The organism is Rhodopseudomonas palustris (genome assembly GCF_003031265.1).
GTDB lineage: Bacteria > Pseudomonadota > Alphaproteobacteria > Rhizobiales > Xanthobacteraceae > Rhodopseudomonas > Rhodopseudomonas palustris_H.
This window is the reverse complement of the sequence record NZ_CP019966.1, coordinates 241,707-257,762: the sequence shown is the minus strand read 5'-3', so window position 1 is coordinate 257,762 and position 16,056 is coordinate 241,707. Positions and strand designations below refer to the sequence as shown.

At 65.4% G+C, this 16,056-nt stretch carries 16 protein-coding genes; 8 read left to right on the top strand and 8 right to left on the bottom strand.

Annotation, left to right across the window (positions count from 1 at the left end; genetic code table 11):
- Nucleotides 1-86: 86 nt before the first annotated feature.
- The gene (locus RPPS3_RS01190) at nt 87-731 is read left to right on the top strand and encodes a carbonic anhydrase (protein WP_107342478.1); all 645 of its coding nucleotides are present in this window, start codon (nt 87-89) and stop codon (nt 729-731) included.
- Between the two features lie 149 nt (nt 732-880).
- On the opposite strand, the gene RPPS3_RS01185 is transcribed toward RPPS3_RS01190, so the two are convergent.
- Together RPPS3_RS01185 and RPPS3_RS01180 are read right to left on the bottom strand one after the other, a co-directional pair.
- Complete coding sequence (locus RPPS3_RS01185; protein WP_107342477.1) at nt 881-1,438, bottom strand: TIGR00645 family protein; 558 nt, start codon at nt 1,436-1,438, stop codon at nt 881-883.
- 159 nt (nt 1,439-1,597) lie between these two features.
- Entirely contained in the window at nt 1,598-2,632 is a 1,035-nt protein-coding gene (locus RPPS3_RS01180; protein ID WP_107342476.1) for an aspartate-semialdehyde dehydrogenase, read from the bottom strand.
- A gap of 114 nt (nt 2,633-2,746) precedes the next feature.
- On the opposite strand from RPPS3_RS01180, the gene RPPS3_RS01175 reads away from it, so the two are divergent.
- Together RPPS3_RS01175 and RPPS3_RS01170 are read left to right on the top strand one after the other, a co-directional pair.
- Nucleotides 2,747-3,556, top strand: a complete 810-nt coding sequence (locus RPPS3_RS01175) for a hypothetical protein (RefSeq protein WP_107342475.1) — start codon at nt 2,747-2,749, stop codon at nt 3,554-3,556.
- A gap of 142 nt (nt 3,557-3,698) precedes the next feature.
- Nucleotides 3,699-4,100 carry a hypothetical protein gene (locus tag RPPS3_RS01170; RefSeq protein ID WP_012493995.1) on the top strand — a complete coding sequence of 134 codons (402 nt, stop codon included), beginning with the start codon at nt 3,699-3,701 and terminating at the stop codon, nt 4,098-4,100.
- Nucleotides 4,101-4,269: 169 nt separating this feature from the next.
- On the opposite strand, the gene leuB is transcribed toward RPPS3_RS01170, so the two are convergent.
- On the bottom strand, nt 4,270-5,382 hold the full coding sequence (gene leuB / locus RPPS3_RS01165; protein WP_107346376.1) for a 3-isopropylmalate dehydrogenase: 1,113 nt from the start codon (nt 5,380-5,382) through the stop codon (nt 4,270-4,272).
- Nucleotides 5,383-5,600: 218 nt separating this feature from the next.
- Between leuB and RPPS3_RS01160 the strand changes: the two genes are divergently transcribed.
- Nucleotides 5,601-6,794 carry a YbfB/YjiJ family MFS transporter gene (locus tag RPPS3_RS01160; RefSeq protein WP_107342474.1) on the top strand — a complete coding sequence of 398 codons (1,194 nt, stop codon included), beginning with the start codon at nt 5,601-5,603 and terminating at the stop codon, nt 6,792-6,794.
- A gap of 127 nt (nt 6,795-6,921) precedes the next feature.
- Here the strand turns inward: RPPS3_RS01160 and RPPS3_RS01155 are convergent, their stop codons facing one another.
- From RPPS3_RS01155 to RPPS3_RS01140, 4 genes are all read right to left on the bottom strand, one after another.
- On the bottom strand, nt 6,922-7,434 hold the full coding sequence (locus tag RPPS3_RS01155) for a superoxide dismutase family protein (protein ID WP_107346375.1): 513 nt from the start codon (nt 7,432-7,434) through the stop codon (nt 6,922-6,924).
- Nucleotides 7,435-7,703: 269 nt separating this feature from the next.
- Nucleotides 7,704-8,483 (bottom strand): molybdopterin-dependent oxidoreductase, encoded by a 780-nt coding sequence (locus RPPS3_RS01150; RefSeq protein WP_107342473.1) that lies wholly within the window; start codon nt 8,481-8,483, stop codon nt 7,704-7,706.
- Nucleotides 8,484-8,577: 94 nt separating this feature from the next.
- Nucleotides 8,578-9,219, bottom strand: coding sequence for a cytochrome b/b6 domain-containing protein (locus RPPS3_RS01145; RefSeq protein ID WP_107342472.1), 642 nt, complete (start codon nt 9,217-9,219; stop codon nt 8,578-8,580).
- 212 nt (nt 9,220-9,431) lie between these two features.
- On the bottom strand, nt 9,432-10,007 hold the full coding sequence (locus tag RPPS3_RS01140) for a fasciclin domain-containing protein (protein ID WP_107342471.1): 576 nt from the start codon (nt 10,005-10,007) through the stop codon (nt 9,432-9,434).
- Between the two features lie 272 nt (nt 10,008-10,279).
- On the opposite strand from RPPS3_RS01140, the gene RPPS3_RS01135 reads away from it, so the two are divergent.
- Nucleotides 10,280-11,791, top strand: coding sequence for a malonate--CoA ligase (locus RPPS3_RS01135; protein WP_107342470.1), 1,512 nt, complete (start codon nt 10,280-10,282; stop codon nt 11,789-11,791).
- A gap of 252 nt (nt 11,792-12,043) precedes the next feature.
- Here RPPS3_RS01135 and RPPS3_RS01130 read toward each other — a convergent pair whose 3' ends face one another.
- Nucleotides 12,044-12,988 carry a cation diffusion facilitator family transporter gene (locus tag RPPS3_RS01130; RefSeq protein ID WP_107342469.1) on the bottom strand — a complete coding sequence of 315 codons (945 nt, stop codon included), beginning with the start codon at nt 12,986-12,988 and terminating at the stop codon, nt 12,044-12,046.
- 371 nt (nt 12,989-13,359) lie between these two features.
- On the opposite strand from RPPS3_RS01130, the gene sdhC reads away from it, so the two are divergent.
- From sdhC to sdhA, 3 genes are read left to right on the top strand one after another with little or no spacing between them, the layout of a single operon-like run.
- Nucleotides 13,360-13,758 (top strand): succinate dehydrogenase, cytochrome b556 subunit, encoded by a 399-nt coding sequence (gene sdhC / locus RPPS3_RS01125; protein ID WP_107342468.1) that lies wholly within the window; start codon nt 13,360-13,362, stop codon nt 13,756-13,758.
- A complete protein-coding gene (gene sdhD / locus RPPS3_RS01120) occupies nt 13,755-14,168 on the top strand; it encodes a succinate dehydrogenase, hydrophobic membrane anchor protein (protein ID WP_107342467.1) in 414 nt (137 codons plus the stop codon). Before sdhC ends, sdhD begins: the two co-directional genes overlap by 4 nt.
- Nucleotides 14,169-14,171: 3 nt before the next feature.
- A complete protein-coding gene (sdhA, locus tag RPPS3_RS01115; RefSeq protein WP_107342466.1) occupies nt 14,172-15,995 on the top strand; it encodes a succinate dehydrogenase flavoprotein subunit in 1,824 nt (607 codons plus the stop codon).
- Nucleotides 15,996-16,056: the final 61 nt, after the last annotated feature.

Genomic DNA, 16,056 nt, shown 5'->3' with positions numbered 1-16,056 from the left:
AGCGGCATCAGGCCGCGCGCGTTGTGACGTCGGTATCGTTCGCTGACGCGCCTCACCCCCGCACCCCGAAGGAGGGAACTGCGCCGATGACATCCTTTCCGAAGTCACTGATCGACGGTTACGAGGCGTTCCGGACGCAGCGGCTGCCGACCGAGCAGAGCCGCTTCCGCGAACTCTCCGAGCGCGGTCAGTCGCCGGAAGTGATGCTGATCGGCTGCTGCGACAGCCGGGTCTCGCCGGAGGTGATCTTCGACGCCGGACCGGGCGAAATGTTCGTGGTGCGCAATGTCGCCAATCTGGTGCCGGTGTACGAGCCGGACGGCGGCGCCCACGGCGTCTCGGCGGCGCTGGAGTTCGCCGTGCAGGTGTTGAGGGTGAAGCACATCGTGGTGCTCGGCCACGCGCTGTGCGGCGGCATCAAGGCGTTCACCGACAAGACCCCGCCGCTGACCGAAAGCGACTTCATCGGCCGCTGGATGCAGATGTTCACCAAGCCTGGCGAAGTGGTCGAAAAGCGCGACCACGAAACCGTGCAGGACTTCCGCACCCGGATCGAAAAGGCGGCGGTGTTCCGCAGCATCGAGAACCTGATGACATTCCCCTGCGTCAAGATCCTGGTCGAGCGCGGCAAGCTGCAACTCCACGGCGCCTATTTCGGCGTCGCCGACGGCGATCTGTTCGTGCTCGATCAGGAGAGCAAGCAGTTTGTGCCGGCCGTGAAGGTGGTGTGAGGCGGGCGCGACGCCATCGCCGGTCTCGGCTCGGAAATCCGTCGCGTCGTGACAGCTCTTGGCTCTCTTCACCGCGGTGCGCGCGGGATGGATGCGCGGGTCAGGCCCGCGCATGACGCTGTGTCGGGAAGTAGCCTAGCGGAAGGCGGCTAATGGCCGCCTTTGTCGTCGGCGTGATGACCGAGCCGGTCCGACAGCGCAAGGATCAGCGTCGAGGCGACGAACACCAGATGGATGCCGACCAGCCAGGCGAGCTTGGTCTGGTCGTAGCTGTCGATGTTCATGAACGCTTTCAGCACCTGGATCGCCGAGATCGCGACGATCGAAGCCAGCAGCTTCTGTTTCAGCCCGGCGAAATCGACCTTGGTCATCCACTCCGGCCAGTCCGGGTGATTGCCGGGATCGATCCGCGACACGAAGTTCTCGTAGCCGGAGAACACCACGATCAGCACCAGATTGCCCGTCAGCGACACGTCGATCAGGCTGAGCACGCCGAGGATGATATCGGCTTCCTTCGCGATCGTGGCGTGCACGATGAATTCGTACAGCAGCATCACGAATTTGTAGAGCAGCACCGCGAGGCTGATGACGAGGCCGAAATAGAACGGCGCCATCAGCCAGCGGCTGTTGAACAGCACGGTCTCGAAGCCGCGCTCGACCCGGCTGCCGGGCGCGCGGGATTTTGCAGGATGAGGTTGATCGGTCATGGCACGCATCAAGGCTGGTGAAGCGGAAAACAGCCTAGCGTCTCGCCGTGACTTCGTCAGTACCGATCATGGCCCTGATACGCCAATGGCCGGGGCGAGCCCCGGCCATTGTTGATTTCGAGCAAAGCGAACCGCGCGGTTCGCGCAGGCTGCCTGATATTACGCCGCCTGCTTCTTGGCGGTGATCAGCTTGCGGTTGATCAGCACTTCGGCGATCTGAATCGCGTTCAGCGCCGCGCCCTTGCGCAGGTTGTCTGAGACGCACCACAGCACCAGGCCGTTGTCCACCGTCGCATCTTCGCGGATGCGGCTGATGTAGGTGGCGTCCTCACCGGCGGCTTCGTACGGCGTGACGTAGCCGCCCGGCTCGTGCTTGTCGATCACCAGGCAGCCCGGCGCCTTGCGCAGGATTTCGCGAGCCTCGTCGGCGGTGATCGGGTTCTCGAACTCGATGTTGACCGCTTCGGAATGGCTGACGAACACCGGCACGCGCACGCAGGTCGCGGTCAGTTTGATCTTGGGGTCGAGGATCTTCTTAGTCTCGACCACCATCTTCCACTCTTCCTTGGTAAAGCCGTCTTCCATGAAGACGTCGATCTGCGGGATGAGGTTGAAGGCGATCCGCTTCGGGAATTTCTTATTCACCAGCTCGTCGTTGGTGTAGACGGCCTTGGTCTGCGAGAACAGCTCGTCCATCGCATCCTTGCCGGCGCCCGACACCGACTGATAGGTCGATACCACGACGCGCTTGATCTTGGCGGCATCGTGCAGCGGCTTCAGCGCCACGACGAGCTGCGCGGTCGAGCAGTTCGGGTTGGCGATGATGTTCTTCTTGGTGAAGCCGGCGGCGGCCGCGGCGTTCACTTCCGGAACGATCAGCGGCACGTCCGGATCCATCCGCCACGCGCTGGAATTATCGATCACCACCGCGCCCTGCGCACCGATCTTTGGCGACCATTCGGTCGACACGCTGCCGCCCGCCGACATCAGGCAGATGTCGACGTCGCTGAAGTCGTAGTGCTCGAGCGCCTTGCATTTCAGGGTTTTGTCGCCGTAGCTCACCTCGACGCCGACCGAGCGGCGCGATGCCAGCGCCACCACCTCGTCGGCCGGGAACTTGCGTTCGTCCAGAATGGCGAGCATCTCACGCCCGACATTGCCGGTCGCACCCACTACCGCGACTTTGTAACCCATCGTTCACTCTCCGAAGGAATTTGCTCCGCTGCGGCATGCCGCAGCAAGGAGAAGTCAGCGCTTCTATGCGAGAAACGCCTCGGACACAACGTAATACCCGTTCGAGCCCACGCAATGCGAAGCACCCCAGCCCTCCGCGCCGCAGCCTCCCGGCACCGGATTCATCCGGCGCTGGATAGCTTCGTCGACGAGTGCCGTGACGCGGTATTGCGGGTGATGGCCTATGTGGGCGCGCTGGCGCTGATCGGCCTGATTGTATTCTACACCGCCAATCCGCTGACCGACGCCGCGATCACCGCGGCGACCACCGCAGAGGCCGGCCCGGGCTGGAGCGTGGCGACGCGGTCGCAGCCGGCCTACGCGCTCAGTCAGCTCGATTGGCCGGGCAAGACCGAGACCACCGAAATCCTGCATCACCCGGATGGCGGACGCAAAGACATCCTGCGCCTCGCTACGCCAGGCGAGCCGGTGGCGGCCGAGATCGAGATCTACCGGGTCGGTCGTGAGACGTCCCGCGCCACGGCCGAAGCCGCTCTGGCGGCCCGGATGGACCCGGGCGGGACCGCGACGATCGAGACCGCCGGCGTGATCGACACCAAGTTCGGCCCGATGCCGCTGTTCAGCCTTGCTGGCAGCGACCGTCCGGCCGGTTCTTGTCTGGGCTTCGTCAAAGCGATCGATGTCGCGAGCTTGCGGATTTCCGGCTTCTCCTGCCGCGGCGACACCGCGCCGCAGCGTCGGGCCGCGGTGGCTTGTCTGCTCGACCGGCTGGTGCTGCTGAGCGGTGATGCGGCGACGGCCGCGGCGTTTGCCCAGGCCGAGCTGCGGCGCGGCAGCTGTGGGCCGAATCAGTCCGCGGCTTCGGCGGCGTCCGCCGACTGGCTGACCGGTCCGCAGGACCCGTCGCTGCGCGGCCGGCTATGAGCTGGAGACCTGTCGGGGCGGCGTAACGCCCTGGAGTTGATGCAACATTTTGGCGACGGCCGGATTGAATGATTGTCGGCCGGTGTTGCCGGATTGATCTTGTGGCCGGTGTGCGGCGGCGGCTACAAAGGACGAACCTGGAATGCGCCTGCCGATGGGGACCCCGATGTTCGTGAAATCCACTGCCGCCAGACTGTTGCCGGTGCTGCTCGCGGCAGCCGCCGTCGCCGTGATCGGCGTCAGCAATGCCGATGCCGCGCCGAAGAAGAAGCGGGTTTACGGCACCTCCGACCAGATCCGCTACGGCTCCCGCGGCCCGAACGTGGTCTATCAGGCCGGCCCCCGCACACGTGTGTACGTCACCAAGCGGTCCTGGCTCGACGCCGGCACCGAAGTGCAGCCGGGCGAACGCCACTTCTCCGACTACGCCTTCCCGCCGGGCTACTCGTTCGCCCGCGAGAACGGCCAGCGCCCGCTCGACCGTTGGCCTCTCAATCCGGCCTCCGATCTCGGCGGCTCTCCGACCGGTTTCCCGCTGTACTGATCGGCCCGCGGCACCTGCCGCCGCCCGCGACAGCGCCAGAAACGAAAACGCCCGCCGAATTCGGCGGGCGTTTTTTGTTTTAGCTCGACGTGACCGCCGGGGCTGGCCCGGCAGTCCATCGGATTTCTTGGAGACGGTTTTCGCGGAGCAGGCCCGCGAAAACCGTTCGTCAGGCGTGCAGCGCCTGCAGTTCGGTGACGATCGCTTCGCCCATTTGCGAGGTCGAGATCACCGTGGTGCCTTCGCTCTTGATGTCGGCGGTGCGCAGGCCCTTGGCCAGCACCGCGGCGATCGCTTCGTCGAGCTTGTCGGCGAGCGCGCCCATGTCGAGCGAGTAGCGCAGCGCCATGCCGAACGACGCCAGCATCGCCACCGGATTTGCCATGCCCTTGCCGGCGATGTCGGGCGCCGAGCCATGCACCGGCTCGTACATCGACTTGCGCTTGCCGGTCTTGGCGTCGAGTTCGCCGAGCGAGGCCGACGGCAGCATGCCGAGGGAGCCCGTCAGCATCGCGGCGATGTCGGACAGCATGTCGCCGAACAGGTTGTCGGTGACGATGACGTCGAACTGCTTCGGCCACTTCACGAGGTTCATGCCGCCCGAGTCGGCGAGCTGGTGGTCGAGCTGGACGTCCTTGTATTCGCGGTCGTGCACGGCGGTGATCACTTCGTTCCAGAGCACGCCCGTCTTCATGACGTTGCGCTTCTCCATCGAGGTGACCTTGTTGCGGCGCTTGCGGGCGAGGTCGAACGCGACCCGGCCGATCCGCTCGATCTCGTAGGTGTCGTACACCTGGGTGTCGACCGCGCGCTTCTGGCCGTTGCCGAGATCGGTGATGGTCTTCGGCTCGCCGAAATACACGCCGCCGGTCAGTTCGCGGACGATCATGATGTCGAGGCCTTCGACCACGTCGCGCTTCAGGCTCGAGGAATCCGCCAGCGCCGGGTAGCACACCGCCGGCCGCAGATTGGCGAACAGCCCGAGATCCTTGCGCAGCCGCAGCAGGCCGGCTTCGGGGCGTGCGTCGTACGGTACGCCGTCCCACTTCGGGCCGCCGACCGCGCCGAAGATCACCGCGTCGGAGGCTTGCGCCAGCGCCATGGTGGCGTCGGTGATCGCGACCTTGTCGGCGTCATAGGCGGCGCCGCCGACCAGGCCGTGCTCGGTCTCGAAGCTGGCAATGCCGGCCTTGTTGAGCCAGTCGATCAGCCGGCTGACCTCGGCCATCACTTCGGTGCCGATGCCGTCGCCGGGAAGAAGAAGCAGATTGTGCGTTGCCATGATCGGGTCCTTGCAAGCGTCATCGCCGGGCTCGACCCGGCGATCCATCGTTTCGAGAAGGATGGATGCCCGGGTCAAGCCCGGGCATGACAGGAAGAAATGAATTCGCGGGCCGAGTGCTAGATCGCCGGTGCGGGCTTGGCAAGACAGTGTTGCCGCCGGTGCGTGTTGCGGGTGGGGCGCATTCGCTGTCACAATGACCGTGCCGGAGACCTTCCTTGACCCTGCTCGACCGCACCGAGGCGGCGCCCGCTCATCCCGCGCGCCTGATCCTGATCCTGTCGCTTGCGCCGACCGTGGGGCTCGGCATCGGCCGTTTCGCCTATTCGCTGCTGCTGCCCGACATGCGCGACAGCCTCGGCTGGTCGTATTCGGCGGCCGGATTCATGAACACCATCAATGCGGCCGGCTACCTGGCCGGCGCGCTGGTGACGTCCCGGCTGGTCGCCCGGTTCGGCATGGCGGCAATCGTGCGGGTCGGCACGCTGGCCTGCGTCGCCTCGCTGGTGCTGTGCGCGATCTCCGGCAATTTCGCGCTGCTGTCCGCCGCCCGGCTGATCGCCGGGATCGGTGCGGCGTTGGCATTCGTGGCCGGCGGGGCGCTCGCCACCACGATCGCCCAGGCGCAGCCGGCGCGGTCGGCGTTTCTGCTCAGCCTGTTCTATGCCGGTCCCGGCATCGGCATCCTGTCGTCGGGGTTGATCGCGCCATTCCTGCTGCAGGCGGCCGGACCCGGCTCGTGGTGGCTCGGCTGGCTGGTGCTGGCGGCGCTATCGGCCGCGATGGCGCTGCCGGTGCTGCTGGCGCCGATCGGGGTCGATGCCGGTCTCGGCGGCGGCCGCGCCGCGCCATTCCGGATCGCTCCGGTGCTGATCTATCTGGCCGGCTACTTCATGTTCGGCGCCGGCTACATCGCCTACATGACCTTCATGATCGCGTATGTGCGCGACGCCGGCGACGGCGCGGCGGCGCAGAGCGCGTTCTGGTGCCTGATCGGGATCAGCGCCTTCGTCACGCCCTGGGTCTGGCGCCGGGTGATGGCGCTGCATCGCGGCGGGCTGTCGACCACCATTATCCTCGCCGTCAATGCAGTCGGCGCCGTGCTGCCGCTGTTCAGCCTGTCGCCCGTGATGCTGGCAACCTCGGCGCTGGTGTTCGGGGTGTCGTTCTTCGCGGTGGTGGCCTCGACGACCGCATTCGTCCGCTTCAACTATCCGCAGGCCTCCTGGCCCGGCGCGATCGCCGCGATGACCATCGCGTTCGGTATCGGCCAGACGCTCGGCCCGCTGGTGGTCGGCGCCATCACCGACGCGATCGGCAGCCTGTCATCCGCGCTCGCCGTCTCCGCCGCAACGCTGGCGCTCGGCGCCGCGCTGTCGGCGTTTCAACGGCCGCTGCAGAGAAGTAACTAACATCGTCATTCCGGGGCGCGCGCAGCGCGAACCCGGAATCCCGGAGTTGGGGCGACGTGTGCCCGCGCAGAACACGTCGAGATCCCGGGTTCGCGCTACGCGCGCCCCGGGATGACGGTGCGGGTGGCTACTGTTCGATCACGCCGCAGGCGATGCGGTCGCCGGCGTTGCCGGCGGGGTCGGTTTTGTAGTCGTCGGCCTTGGCGTGGATCACCAGTGCGGTGCCGCCGTCCTTGAACACCGAGTTCGGCTTGCCCTTGGCGAGCGTCACCGCGTCGTTGACGACGTCGATGCTCAGCGCGCCGGAGGCCGGCACATCGAGGTTCGGCATGTCGCCCGCATGGGCGCCGCCCTCGGCCATCTTGCCGTGCTTCTTGTTGTCCGGATTGAAATGGCCGCCCGCCGAGGTGAACGGCGGCTCGCATTTGCCGACCGCGTGAATGTGGAAAGCGTGTTCGCCCGGCGGCAGGCCCTTCAGCGCCAGCTTGATGGTGACGCCCTTGCTGCCCTCGGTCAGCAGTGCGGTGCCGACCTCGGCGCCTTCGGCGTTCTTCAGCGTCGCCTTGGCGCTGTCCGCCGCCATCGCCGCCGTGGTGGCGCCGAGCAGCGCGCCGGTGCACAACAAAGCTCGCAGGATCATCAGGACCTCCCGTGACGTGTTCTGAAACGTGATGCGCGACGCTAACACCGCGGCTGCCGCAACGCCAACACGCGATTGGCCGCGGATCATGCGTGGAACCATTTGAGATTGTTGGGGAGACAGAACTCCCACGAGTCATTCCGGGGCGCTCACGCAGTGAGCGAGCCCTGAATCGCGACGTGCGAGGCACGTGCCGGCCCACAACAGCCGCGATATTCGGGGGTGACGTGCGTTGCGCGTGTCCGGGATGACGGGCGGGTGAGAGGCGACTACAACCCGCTGAACGAGTTGTAGCCCTGGTCTTCCCAATAGCCGCCTTTGTAGTCGTTTGTGACTTCCATCGACACGACGTATTTGGGGTTCTTGAAGCCTAGCTTGGTCGGAATCCGGATCTTCATCGGATAGCCGTAGGCGCGGGGCAGCACCTCGCCGCCGAACTTGAAGGTCATCTGGGTCTGCGGATGCAGCGCTGTCGGCATATCGATCGGCGAGGTGTAGTCGTCGGCACAGCGGAACCAGACGTAGTTCGCCTTGGTGTCGGCCCCGATCAGTTCGAGGAAGTCGCGCAGCCGAACGCCGCTCCAATGGCCGATCGCGCTCCAGCCTTCGACGCAGACATGCCGGGTGATCTGCGACACCTCGGGCAGCTGCGTTAGTTCCTGCAGCGTCCAGCTCTTCTTGTTCTGGACCAGGCCCGACACCTCCAGCTTCCAGTCGCTGCCGTCGATCGTCGGCGCTTCGTCGAGCGAGTAGTAGGCGTTGAACGGAAACGGCCGGGTGATGTCCTTCTCGCTGAAGGTCGGCGCCAGCGTGTTCGGGTTGAAGATCGCCGCCTGCACCGCGTCGTTGAACTTCGACACCTGGGCCAGCAGCGTTTCGGCCGAGGCGCCGTCGACCACGTCGCAGCCGGTCAGTAGCGTCAGCGCCCCGAGGCTGGCACCCCCTGCGAGGAAACGCCGCCGCGACACGTCGGGCATCAGCTTGGCCGCATCGCGGACCAGCAGCTTCTTGTCGACGCCCGGGATCAGCAGTTTGTTGATGCGCAGCATATCTTTGTCCTCTTGGCGTCAATGGGAGGAGCGAAGTGCACCGTGTTCTGGCTTCTTCGCCGCACTCGTCATGACGGAGAAACGGCTTCGTGGGTCAGCGCCCGATAATCATCGCCCGCAGCGCCTTCGGCACCAGGGCGGCGAGCAGGATATGGATGGCCGAGAACGCGACGATGGCGCTCATCGCACCGAAATGCACGTAGCGCGCGGTGTCGTAGCCGCCGAGCAGCGCGGTGAGTGAATGGAATTGCACCGGCTTCCAGATCGCGAGGCCCGATGCGACCGACAGCGCGCCGACGATCAGGACGCCGACATAGAGCAGCTTCTGCACTGTGTTGTAGCGGCTGAGGTCGTTGTGGGAGAGCCGGAGCCGGATCGCCTGTGACAAATCGGAGGTGATGCCAGACAACGTGATCGGCCACAGCTTGCGCCGGAATCTGCCAGTGGCGAAGCCGAGAATGACATACAGCACGCCGTTGATCACCAGCACCCACATCGCTGCGAAGTGCCACAGCAGTCCGCCGCCGAGCCAGCCGCCGAGCGTCAGCGCCCGCGTGAACTGAAAGTCGAACAGCGGCGCGGCGTTGTAGATTTGCCAGCCGGACAGGATCATCGCCAGCATCGCGGCGGCGTTGATCCAATGCATCACCCGCACCCACACCGGCTGCAGGGTGGCGCGGGGCTCGGCGATCGCCGCGGTGGTCGGGGCAGGTTCATTCAGGATGGTGGTAGACATCGGCCCTATTCCTGGAAGCCAGCGGTTGCACCGGACATTACGGGCAATGCGCCGATTTCGTTACTGCCGATTATCGATCATTGCGGCTTCGCACGCGAGCGGGATCACGAAAGCGCGAGCCGGTTGCCCGGCCCGCGCCCTCGCTCGCGGCAGCTTGCCGCAGCCTCCGCGGCGCCAGGGGGACATCATGCGCCGCGGAGGTGAGCCCGCAATTACGACGGCAGCAGCACGGTATCGATCACGTGGATCACGCCGTTGGACTGATTGACGTTCGGGATGGTCACGGTCGAGCTTCCGCCCTTGGCGTCGATCAGCATCACCTGATCGCCCATCCGCTTTACGGTCAGGGTCTCGCCTTCCACCGTCCTCAGCTTCTTGCCGTCGGTGAGGTCCGCGGCTTCGAGCTTGCCGGGTACCACATGATAGGTGAGGATCTTGGTGAGCTGCTTCTTGTTCTCCGGCTTCACCAGCGTATCGACGGTGCCGGCCGGCAGCTTGTCGAACGCCATGTTGGTCGGCGCGAACACGGTGAACGGGCCCTTGCCCTCCAGCGTCTTGACCAGGCCGGCGGCCTTCACGGCGGCGACCAGCGTGGTGTGATCCTTGGACTTGACGGCGTTCTCGACGATGTTTTTCGACGGATACATCGGCGCGCCGCCGACCATCACGGTGTCGCCGGAGCTCTTCATCATCTTGCCGGATTCGGCGGAGGCCGGGACGCTCACGGTGGCGGCGAGCGCCAGAGCGCTGAAGGCGGCGGCGGTCAGCAGAGCAATTCGCTTCGTCATGGTTCGTCTCCCGAGAGTGATGGCAGCCCGCGATCGCCGCGGGCCGGTTGAGTGACGCTGGCGTGCACCTTCAAGGGCTCGGCGCCTCGTCGCGGCGAGCTACGGGAGGTTTTCAGCGCCGTTTCAGGAATTCTTTTTTGTCGCAGGCTGAAACCGAACGCGACTTTGTTCGTTTAGGCGCGCCACGGACCGGTTCTGGCGTTGCGCTGGTCGGAGCGTTCTTGCTAATCAACGGCGCTTTCCCGACAACCTGACGCGACCGGAACATCGACATGAACGCCAACCTGTTCGCCCGCCTGTTCGATAAGCTCGACGACCCGCACAAACTCGCGATCGAAACAGCGGCAGGCGACAAGATTAGCTACGCCGATCTGGTGGCGCGGGCAGGGCGCGTCGCCAACGTGCTGGTGGCGCGCGGGTTGAAGCTCGGCGACCGTGTTGCGGCGCAAACCGAGAAGTCGGTCGAGGCGCTGGTGCTGTATCTCGCCACGGTGCGGGCCGGCGGCGTGTATCTCCCGCTCAACACCGCCTATACGCTGCACGAGCTCGATTACTTCATCACCGATGCCGAGCCGAAGATCGTAGTGTGCGATCCCTCCAAGCAGGGCGGCATCGCGGCGATCGCCGCCAAGGTCGGCGCCACGGTCGAAACGCTCGGGCCGGATGGCCAGGGCTCGCTGACCGACGCGGCCGCGCAGGCCGACGAGGCGTTTGCCACGGTCGAACGCGGCGCCGATGATCTTGCGGCGATCCTGTACACGTCGGGCACCACCGGCCGCTCCAAAGGCGCGATGCTGAGCCACGACAATCTCGCGTCGAACTCACTGACGCTGGTGGAGTTCTGGCGCTTCACGCCGGACGACGTGCTGATCCACGCTTTGCCGATCTATCATACGCATGGATTGTTCGTGGCCAGCAACGTCACGCTGTTCGCGCGTGGGTCGATGATCTTCCTGCCGAAGTTCGATCCCGACAAGATCCTGGACCTGATGGCACGCGCCACCGTGCTGATGGGCGTGCCGACGTTCTACACGCGGCTGCTGCAGAGCCCGCGGCTGACCAAAGAGACGACCAGCCATATGCGGCTGTTCATCTCCGGCTCGGCGCCGCTGCTCGCGGATACCCACCGCGAATGGGCGGCAAAGACCGGTCATGCCGTGCTCGAACGCTACGGCATGACCGAGACCAACATGAACACTTCGAACCCGTATGACGGCGACCGCGTCCCCGGCGCGGTCGGGCCGGCACTGCCCGGCGTGTCGGCGCGGGTGACCGATCCGGAAACCGGCAAGGAGCTGCCGCGCGGCGAGATCGGCATGATCGAGGTGAAGGGCCCGAACGTGTTCAAGGGCTATTGGCGGATGCCGGAGAAGACCAAGTCGGAATTCCGCGACGACGGATTCTTCATCACCGGCGACCTCGGCAAGATCGACGAGCGCGGCTACGTCCACATTCTCGGCCGCGGCAAGGATCTGGTCATCACCGGCGGCTTCAACGTCTATCCGAAGGAAATCGAGAGCGAGATCGACGCGATGCCGGGCGTGGTCGAGTCCGCGGTGATCGGCGTGCCGCACGCCGATTTCGGCGAAGGCGTCACCGCCGTGGTGGTGCGCGACAAGGGCGCCAGCATCGACGAGGCGCAGGTGATCAAGGGCCTCGACGGCCAGCTCGCCAAGTTCAAGATGCCGAAGAAGGTGATCTTCGTCGACGACCTGCCGCGCAACACCATGGGCAAGGTCCAGAAGAACGTCCTGCGCGAGACCTACAAGGACATCTACAAGTAATCGCGCGCCGCACCTTCACCATCACCTTACACACCGTCATTCCGGGGCGCGCGCTGCGCGAACCCGGAATCCCGAGATTGTTGCGTACCAAGTCGTTTCCACCACGTCGAGATTCCGGGTTCGCTCGCTGGCGCGAGCGCCCCGGAATGACGGTAGATGGGGCGGCCGAGCTAACTACGGCTTTGATGGTGCGAGGCCCTCGTTAAAGCCCTCCCCAGTGCGGGAGGTCGGCTGAGCGAAGCGGAAGCTCGCCTACACCACGTGATCCGGCGCCAGGGCGCACACGGTGTTGGGGTCGGTCTCGATCTGCACGGTGGTGTGCGCGATGCCGAAATCGTGCTGCAGCTCGTGGGCGAGGTCGACCAGGAATGGATCGCCCGGCGAGCCGCTGGGCATCACCAGATGGCAGGTCAGCGCGACTTCGGTGGTCGACATTCCCCAGATGTGCAGATCGTGCACCTGGGTGACGCCGGGCAATTTCGACAGGAACGCTCGAACCGCCGTCGGGTCGATGCCCCGCGGTACCGCGGCGAGCGACAGCGCGGTAGAGTCGCGCAACAGGCCCCACGTCCCCCACACGATCACCACCGCGACCAGCAGGCTGACGGCCGGATCGATCCAGTACCAGCCGGTGAACAGGATGATCACGCCGGCCACCACCACGGCCGCCGACACCGCCGCATCGGCTGCCATGTGCAAGTAAGCGCCGCGGATATTGAGGTCGCTGTGCCGGCCCGATGCGAACAGCCAGGCGGTGACGGCATTGATGACAATGCCGATGCCGGCCACCACCATCACGGTGATACCTGCGACCGGCTCGGGCGTGAACAGACGCACCACCGCTTCCCAGCCGATCGCGCCGACCGCGAGCAGCAGGAAGACGGCGTTGAACAGCGCTGCGAGAATCGAGGAGCCGCGTAGCCCATAGGTATAACGCGCCGACGGCGGCCGCTTCGCCAGCCCGGCCGCGATCCACGCCACCACCAGTCCGGCGACATCGGACAGATTGTGGCCGGCGTCTGCGATCAGCGCCATCGAGTTGCTGAAGTAACCGAATGCCGCTTCGGCAACCACGAACACCAGGTTCAGGGTGATACCGATCGCAAAGGCGCGGCCGAAATCCTGTGGCGCGTGGCTGTGACCGCCGGCGCCGTGCGCGGCGCCGGGCCCGTGATGGTGATGATGATCGTGGCTCATGCAGACTGAACACGGTGCTGCGGGACAGGGAAATCCCCGGCGATGATGGCCAAACTGTCGCATGCGGCGGCTGGTCGTGAAAGCGGGCGCGCAAGCTGCCGATCAGAATTCGTCCAGTTTGCACCGAGCAGTCGGCTCGCCGTGGCAACTCGGCGCCGGTCTCGGGTTGTGAATCGACCTTCAGCGCTCGAACCACCAGGGCACCGGCGGAGGGCAGCCAGGGCCTTGCATCGACGCGACTTCAAAAAATGAACTGAAATTCTGTGGATGTCATTTCATCGTTGCGCTCAATCAATGAGCTCCGTAAATAGAGGCACCTTCGCGAGCCTCTCCCCGGGGCCCTGTCCGCTCGCCGCCAACCGATTGAGCCGATGACCGCCAGGATCGAACGACCGCTTTCGCCTCACATGCAGGCCTACCGCTGGAGCCTGACGATGACGATGTCCATCGTCCATCGTGCCACCGGCGTTGCCCTGTATTCTGGAACCTTGTTGCTGGCGTGGTGGCTGATCGCCTGCGCCGCCGGCCCGACCGCCTACGCCAATGTCCAGGCCTTTACCGGCTCCTGGATCGGCCGGCTGATCGTGTTCGGCTACACCTGGTCGCTGATGCACCATATGCTCAGCGGCGTCCGCCATTTCGTCTGGGACCTCGGCTACGGCTTCAAGACCGCCGACCGCGAGTGGCTGACCTGGGCGGCGCTGATCGGCGGCATCGTGCTGACCGTTCTGCTCTGGGTGATTGCCTATTCGATGGGGGTGGCCCGATGAGCGGCGACGCACACGGCGCGCGCACGCCGTCCTCGATGCGCACCCCGATCGGCAAGGTCCGCAAATTCGGCCCGGCCGGTTCCGGAACTTCGGATTTCTGGCGTCAGCGCATCACCGGCGTCGCCATGACGCTGCTGATCCTGCCGACCATCGTGGTCATCATGATGCTCCTCGGCCGCAACCAGGCGGCCGCCGCGCAGATCCTCGGTTCGCCGCTGATCTCGCTGATCATGATCCTCTTCATCATTGCCTCCGCGATCCACATGAAGATCGGCATGCAGGTGGTGATCGAAGACTACGTCCAGAACGAAAAGCTCAAGTTGGTCACGATCATGGCCAACAACTTCTTCTCGATCGCCGTGGCGCTGGCCGCGATCTTTGCGATCTTCAAAATGGCATCCGGAGTTTAAGGCATGGCGGCGAACGTCAACGGCGCCCCGGCGGCGGGCGGCTACGCCTATCCGATCGAGGACCACACCTATGACGTCGTGGTGGTCGGCGCCGGCGGCGCGGGCCTGCGCGCGGTGGTCGGCTGCAGCGAGGCGGGCCTCCGCACCGCCTGCATCACCAAGGTGTTTCCGACCCGCTCGCACACCGTGGCGGCGCAGGGCGGCATCTCGGCCTCGCTCGGCAACATGCACAAGGACGACTGGCGCTGGCACATGTACGACACCGTGAAGGGGTCGGACTGGCTCGGCGATCAGGACTCGATCGAATACATGGTCCGCAACGCGCCGGAAGCCGTGTACGAGCTCGAGCATTGGGGCGTGCCGTTCTCGCGCACCGAAGACGGCAAGATCTATCAGCGTCCGTTCGGCGGCATGACGATGGATTTCGGCAAGGGTCAGGCGCAGCGCACCTGCGCGGCCGCCGACCGCACCGGTCACGCGATGCTGCACACGATGTACGGCCAGGCGCTGCGCCACTCGGCCGAGTTCTACATCGAGTTCTTCGCCATCGACCTGATCATGGACGATCAGGGCTGCTGCCGCGGCGTCGTGGCGCTGAAGCTCGACGACGGCACCATCCATCGCTTCAAGGCGCAGACCACCATCCTGGCGACCGGCGGCTACGGCCGCGCTTACGCGTCCTGCACGTCGGCGCACACCTGCACCGGCGACGGCGGCGCGATGGCGCTGCGAGCCGGCCTGCCGCTGCAGGATATGGAGTTCGTTCAGTTCCACCCGACCGGCATCTACGGTTCGGGCTGTCTGGTGACCGAAGGCGCCCGCGGTGAGGGCGGCTATCTGGTCAACTCCGAAGGCGAGCGCTTCATGGAGCGCTACGCGCCGTCGGCCAAGGATCTCGCCTCGCGCGACGTCGTTTCGCGCGCGATGACGATCGAAATGCGCGAAGGTCGCGGCGTCGGCAAGAAGAAGGACCACATCTTCCTGCACCTCGACCATCTAGCGCCGGAAGTGCTGCACGAGCGGCTGCCGGGCATCTCGGAGTCGGCGCGGATTTTCGCCGGCGTCGACGTCACCCGCGAGCCGATCCCGATCCTGCCGACCGTGCACTACAATATGGGCGGCATCCCGACGAACTTCCACGGCGAAGTCGTCACCAAGAAGGACGGCGACGACAACGCGGTGGTGCCGGGCCTGATGGCGATCGGCGAAGCCGCCTGCGTGTCGGTGCACGGCGCCAACCGCCTCGGCTCCAACTCGCTGATCGACCTCGTGGTGTTCGGCCGTGCCGCGGCGCTGCGCTGCGCCGAGAAGCTGGTGCCGAACGGCAAGCAGCCGGAGCTGCCGGCGAGCTCCGCCGACATGTCGCTGTCGCGGCTCGACAAGTATCGCTACGCCAAGGGCGGCACCCCGACCGCCAAGCTGCGCGAGCGGATGCAGCACGTGATGCAGAACAACTGCGCGGTGTTCCGTACCGGCGAAGTCCTCGCCGAGGGCAAGGAACTGATCGCCAACGTCCATGGCAGCGTCGGCGATGTCGGCGTATCGGATCGCTCGCTGGTGTGGAATTCGGATCTCGTCGAGACCCTGGAATTCGACAACCTGATCGTCCAGGCGGTGGTGACGATGAACTCGGCCGCCAATCGCACCGAGAGCCGCGGCGCGCACGCCCGCGAAGACTTCCCGGATCGCGACGACGCCAACTGGATGAAGCACACGCTGGCCTGGATCGGTGACAAGGGCGAAGTGACGATCGATTACCGGCCGGTGCACGACTACACGATGACCAACGACGTTCAGTACATTCCGCCGAAGCCGCGGGTGTATTGATCGCCAGAGAACGAACTGTCATGCCCGGGCTTGACCCGGGCATCCATCATCTTCGCAAGAA